The organism is Cryobacterium sp. MLB-32, assembly GCF_000738085.1.
Lineage (GTDB): Bacteria > Actinomycetota > Actinomycetes > Actinomycetales > Microbacteriaceae > Cryobacterium.
Map to the genome: position 1 here is coordinate 1 of NZ_JPRS01000220.1, position 5,652 is coordinate 5,652.

At 65.5% G+C, this 5,652-nt stretch carries 5 protein-coding genes and 2 pseudogenes; 3 read left to right on the forward strand and 4 right to left on the reverse strand.

Annotated features, from left to right (window positions below; genetic code table 11):
* A pseudogene (locus JF66_RS16445) lies at positions 1-310 on the forward strand (hypothetical protein); the annotation flags it as partial.
* A 645-nt stretch (positions 311-955) separates the two neighbouring features.
* Here JF66_RS16445 and JF66_RS16450 read toward each other — a convergent pair.
* Positions 956-2,254, reverse strand: a complete 1,299-nt coding sequence (locus tag JF66_RS16450; RefSeq protein WP_051973656.1) for a hypothetical protein — start codon at positions 2,252-2,254, stop codon at positions 956-958.
* 2 nt (positions 2,255-2,256) lie between these two features.
* Entirely contained in the window at positions 2,257-2,898 is a 642-nt protein-coding gene (locus JF66_RS16455; protein ID WP_156109863.1) for a hypothetical protein, read from the reverse strand.
* Between the two features lie 164 nt (positions 2,899-3,062).
* Between JF66_RS16455 and JF66_RS16460 the strand changes: the two genes are divergently transcribed.
* Positions 3,063-3,383, forward strand: coding sequence for a helix-turn-helix domain-containing protein (locus JF66_RS16460; protein ID WP_051973658.1), 321 nt, complete (start codon positions 3,063-3,065; stop codon positions 3,381-3,383).
* A gap of 83 nt (positions 3,384-3,466) precedes the next feature.
* Here the strand turns inward: JF66_RS16460 and JF66_RS16465 are convergent, their stop codons facing one another.
* Positions 3,467-4,210, reverse strand: coding sequence for a hypothetical protein (locus JF66_RS16465; RefSeq protein WP_035879721.1), 744 nt, complete (start codon positions 4,208-4,210; stop codon positions 3,467-3,469).
* A gap of 142 nt (positions 4,211-4,352) precedes the next feature.
* Here JF66_RS16465 and JF66_RS16470 point away from each other — a divergent pair, with 142 nt between their 5' ends.
* Positions 4,353-4,757, forward strand: coding sequence for an Rv3235 family protein (locus tag JF66_RS16470; protein WP_051973659.1), 405 nt, complete (start codon positions 4,353-4,355; stop codon positions 4,755-4,757).
* Positions 4,758-4,861: 104 nt separating this feature from the next.
* Here the strand turns inward: JF66_RS16470 and JF66_RS16475 are convergent.
* Positions 4,862-5,652 (reverse strand): annotated as a pseudogene (locus JF66_RS16475) (preprotein translocase subunit SecA); the annotation flags it as partial.

The window sequence follows — 5,652 nt, forward strand, 5'->3', positions numbered from 1 at the left end:
CCAGACAGGAAACTACGAGTACAACTGCGTTCTTACATCCGGGTACAGCTACTTCATGAGTTCCGGCGAACCTCTCACAAACTGCAAGGGTAGCTACTTGCAGAAGTATCTCGATGGACGGCAACTCGATTCCGTTGCGCTCGCCTACGGAGGCGGTGCCGCCAGCACCTTCAATTGGAGCGTTGGGTGCATCCTGAGCGTCGGCAGCGGTGTCCTGTTGGTGGTTTACCCGCCCACTGGCGCCATCGCGTGGTTTATTCAAGGCTCGGTCTATGCCGCAAACGTCACCGCCTCGTGCGTGGAGTGGTAAATTCGTTGCCCGAGCACGGCAGGCAGGATCGTTGAGAAGATGTGACGAAACGCTGCAACCAATGCACGAGGACAATCTTCTGTTGTGGGGTCGGCCGAGGCTGAGCCGACTTCGCAACCGGAGTTCCTCGAATGCCACGCCACGTTGCTTTGACTCTTGTCGCCGGGCCTGCGTGCCAGGCTGGCGGTGGGGACGCAGGATCAATGCCTCGTGCCTGGCGGATTCAACCGATCGTTGCGACTCCTCGATCAGGCATGTCACACTCGCGGTCGTCGAGATGCAAGCGTCGTCAGAGGCCGCAAAAATCCCCCTCAGTACTCAACCGGCGTCCGCCCTGCGGGGGCAATGCAAGCTGGGCGCATCGAGGCCGCGTACATTCGCCCCCGAGAACGCATCCTCGGCCGGCACCTCGCCGAACCGAGGTCACGGCCATCCCCGGCATCGAGTCTCGGCAACGAGGTGACGTGAGACGAAGAAATGATTTTCAGCCGCCGCCCTGTCAATGCTCGGCACATGCCAGTCAGACCCGGTCACAGGTATCCCCAACGATTGGGGGAAGCAACCATCCCGCGTCTCACACGCGGACACTCTGAGAGTCAGAGCTTCAAGGGACACCGCCAGGTTAACTGGTGAGACACGGCCCACTCAGTCCCCCACCCCGGACGTTTTCGGCACTCTCGTCGGGGGTAACATGACCCGCCACGGACGAAAGAGTCGCCGGGTCACGCGCCGCCGGGCCGAGCTTTCCACCGGTGCCACCACGAGGGTGGACGTGACGAACCGCCGGATGCTCGCCCGCGCCGGTGACTTCGGCACGGCATCGCGAAGGGTGCGCCCGGCCAGCACCGCGGAGTCCAACGCCACGTGGTCCTGGGGAATCAGCACCGGGGACTCGATGGCGCCGAAGCGGCGCAGTGCACCGATCACCTGCCCGGCCGGATCGAGCCCGACCGCTCCGGCGCGCACGCGGTTCATCAGCACGCTGACCGGCGTATCGGTGATGACGTCGGTGAGGTCAGTCCACGCACGCAGAAAACGGGCCATGCCGACCGGATCGGCCAGCCCGACGGCCACCACGTGGTCCGCGACGGACAGTGACGTGACCGTGGCGGCGTTGCGGCGCGGCGCGAACAGGTCGCTGGACAGTTCCTCATCGGACTCGAGGCTGAATCCCGTGTCGACAACGACGTAGTCTGCCCACTGCCGAAGCGCATCGATGGTTCGGGTCACGCGCTCGGCCGACAGCTCCGGCCAGCGGGACGGGCGGCCGATTCCAGTCAGGACCCAGAATGCGCCCTGCGGCGAGTTGTAGCGCTGCGCGATGCGCTCGAACTCGGCCTGTGTGAGACTGTCCGACCCGGCGAGTCGACAGGCAGCGGCGAAACCCGGTGCCTCGTCGAGCATTCCGAGGCTTGCCGCGACCGATCCGCTGTAGGTGTCGGCGTCGGCGAGCACGACGGTATGGCCAGAGGCGGCGATCTCGGCCGCAATGTTGATGGCCAACGTTGTGCGCCCCGGCGCACCTGTCGGGCCCCAGACGGCAACAACCATGCCCGATCGCGGAGCGTCCACGGCCCGGCTCCGGTCGCCGATACGAAGCGGAACAACGACCCCGCCGTGCACAAGCGCTTCGATCTCCGGCCATCCCACGGCGCCGTCGAGCACTTCAAGCAACCCCAGCGTCGCCGCGTACCGTCGGTCACGGTCGGCAGGTGCCAGAGCGATCACGCGGATGCCACGGGCATCGCACGCCGCAATCACCTCACGATTCAGGGTCTCCCGCTTCGCCCCCACGACAACAACGTCCACGCGCAGGCCGGGCAGGGCCAGCAGCAGTTCTGAGGCGGATCGAAGCTGGGCAAGGATCGTATGGCCGTGCTCGAGGATGTCAGGGACAAGACGGTCTTCGGTGCTCCGGTCGAGAACGAGCGCGATCGCCGCCATGGCTACTGCTCCCCCGAAAGTGCAGCGTCGACAGCTACGACCGAAATGGCATCGCCGTTCGCCACCGATTCGAGCACGGGTCCCACCAAGGTCTTCGGCACGAGAATCTCCACGGACTGGGCATCGGCCGTCGCCATCAAGCCGGTGGCCGCGATGATGCGCACCACGGAAGCGGACGGCACGAGCACCCCAGGTGGGTCGAACTGTGACGGACCAGTCTTCTTTCCCGCCCAGACGTCGACGGCTGAACCCGCCACGATCGACTCGGCGAGAGCGGGCCGGACAGACACAACCACACTCGTCACGGATTCCCCTCCCCTCGTGCCGACCGCCCCGACCGGTATCAACTCGCCGGCCTGCACCGTCCGGATCACGAGCAACCCCTCCTGCGGCAACCGGCCGGGCGTCACATAGCGTTCCTCTGTTCCGCCGAGGCGCACCTGCTCCAGATTCACGTCTCCCGCCTCGATGTGGTCACCGACAGCGAGAGTCGATCTGGCCACGTACACGCCGCTCGTTCGATCCGCCGTCGTCACGATCGCCGCCACGCCCGCCACGGATGCGACCACGAGTACGAGCCCGATGGCGAAACGCGGATCGAACCAGAGTCTGGTTCGCGTGCTCTTGTCGACCGATTTCTTCATGCGCTCCCTCACCTGCGACCTGTCCCGCTGACCGGCTCGCTTCATCGTGCCCGGGTTCGTCAACGGATACGGGGTTATCCACAGGCCAGTTATCCACAGGCCAGTTATCCACAGGCCAGATCTTTGCCACCCCCGAACGGTCGAGTGAGGCGCATAATCGACGCATGGATGATTCCGCTTCAGCGACCGAGCTGGGTCGCTTTCTGACCCTGGCCGATACTGCAGAGATCCTGGCCATCACCCCAGCCGAGGCGCTCGATCTCGTGCGCAGCAATGAGCTGCCGGCTATTCGTATCGGCACCTCCCACGCGTGGCGCGTGGAACGGCTCGTACTCGAGTCCTACATCGAGGCGAAGTACGAGGAGGCCCGGCGCATGGCGCTCTGGGAGCAGTCTGATTTCGCGAGTATCCCCGAGCTGTCCGGCGGCCGCATCATCCGCGGCGACCGACCGACGCACACAGAGCACCAGCCGCCCTCGATCTGAATCACCGGCCGGGCATCGGCGGGCCGGCGGCGCGAACCCCCAGCTGTCATGGTGCGGCAGGTACCGGGACTGATCAACGGTCGTCAGCGCACCACCACGAGCAGCACGTGCGCCAACGGAATGACGCGGTATTGGTAGACGTCCGGCGTGCGCCGAAGAGTTCCCACCGGGTGCACGGCAAGATCGAAGTGATCTCGCCCGACACGGTCGATGGTACCGTTCACGCCTCCGAACGTTGTGCGCACCTCGATTGCTGCCCGCCTCCGGCACAGGTCCCGCAGCACGAACGGCAAGCCGATGCGCTCCGACACCCGAGCCGCCGAGGGACTCTCGTTCACGTCGCCGAGTGAGCGCTCCACCTGAGGCGCGGTGAGCACGAGCCCGGCGATAGCGTCGAACGGAAGCACGCACTGCGCGCTTCCGCGACCGGACCCGTGTTTCTCCCCGTCCCCACCGTCACCATCCCGATTGTCTTCGCCACCGCTGTCCCCGTTCATGCGGGAACCGGCCTTCGAAGAACCGTTCGTCGGGGAAGCAGGTCGGTCAGCGCTCACGTCGGTTCCGATCACGTCGGTTCCGATCAGGTCGGCAGCAAGCCAGTCGCGCCCCAGTGTCGTCGGGCGCACGATGATCGTGTCCCCCGTGGTCAGCACAACCCGAAACACCGCCGGACCGACCGCCCCCAGAGTCAGGCTCACCAGGCGCGTGCGTGTCGTCAGCCGCCCGAGTCGCTGCCGTTCCTCTTCGGCGCGCAGGTCGCGCTCCTCGGCGTTGAGCTCGCGTTCGAGCTGAACTTCGAGGTCATCAAACAAATTATCCCAGCGCACATGACGAAACTAGCCCCGTGGCTTCGACCGCGACAGGTTATCCACAGGCCATAAAACCGCTGGACAGCAAGCGCGTCCACTGGTTGAGTGAACACCGCACACTGACAGGCGCCACGTCCACGATCCTCACAACGGAGTTGTCATGAGACTCGCAACTGACACCATTCGCCCGGCCGACGACGATTCCCCACTCTGGCGAGGCCTCGGTCTGCCCGACCCGGAACCGATGGCCATCAATCTGGCCCGCTGCTCCATCGAGGCGATGGCCGGGGTACGCGAGCCGGAACAGCTGGCCCGTTGGGTGGACGATGCGGTCTACCAGCGAATACTGCACCGGATCGTGCTCGCCACGCGCGCTCGTGCGGTGACGCGCCGACCACCGGACCGTCCCATCATCTCGATTGGCACTGTTCGGCTGTACGAGCCGCGGGCCGGCATCGTGGAAGCCACGGTGATCGTGCATACCCGCACACGTGTTCGGGCTGTCGCCCTTCGTATCGAGGCCGTGGGCACACGGTGGCGGGCGAGCGTGCTCGGAATTCTCTGAATTCAGCCGGGGCACGCACTGGGGCGGGACCCGGCCACGACAAGGCCGCCTCCCGTCCCGCTGAGAGCGTGAACGACAGGCGGCCCATCACCGTCGAGGCGGATCTACTTCTTCTTGCCCTGCTGACGGCGTTCTGCGCGGTTCACCGGAGCGGCCTGCTCGTCTTTCTGGCCGAAAGCCCCACGCTGGGCGGGAGCAGCGTCAGCGGCCGGCTCGGGAGCCGAGGCTTCCGTCGCCACACGGCGGGCACGGTCTGTGGCCGCCTGCTGGATCTGCCCGCGCTGATTACGTACTTCCACTCCGCCAGAATCGCTCGGCGAGGTGTAGCTGAGCTTGGCCTCGGCCTGGTCGGCCGGGGCAAGTCCCTTCGCCGCGACAACCGGGGCGGCGACGGCGCCGGGGGCCTGGCTGACCTCGACCTCGAGGTTGAACAGGAAGCCGACGGACTCCTCACGGATCTGCCCCATCATCTGCTGGAACATCACGAAGCCCTCGCGCTGGTACTCCACCAGAGGGTCACGCTGCGCCATGGCACGCAGCCCGATGCCGTCCTTCAGGTAGTCCATCTCGTAGAGGTGGTCGCGCCAACGGCGGTCGATGACCGACAGCACAACGCGACGCTCGAGCTCGCGCATGGCGGGAGATCCCAGCGATTCTTCACGCCGCTGGTAGGCCATTTTGGCGTCGGACAGAATCTCACGACGCATGAAATCGCGGTTGATTCTGCCCTTGTCGCCCGCTTCCGACACGACCTCGTCGATCGTCAGTCCGATCGGGTAGAGGGTCTTGAGTTCGACCCACATCGCATCGAAGTCCCAGTCGTCGCCGTTTCCCTCCCCCGTGTGCACATCGAGGACCTCGTCGATCACATTCTCGAGGAACTTCTGCGTGCGCT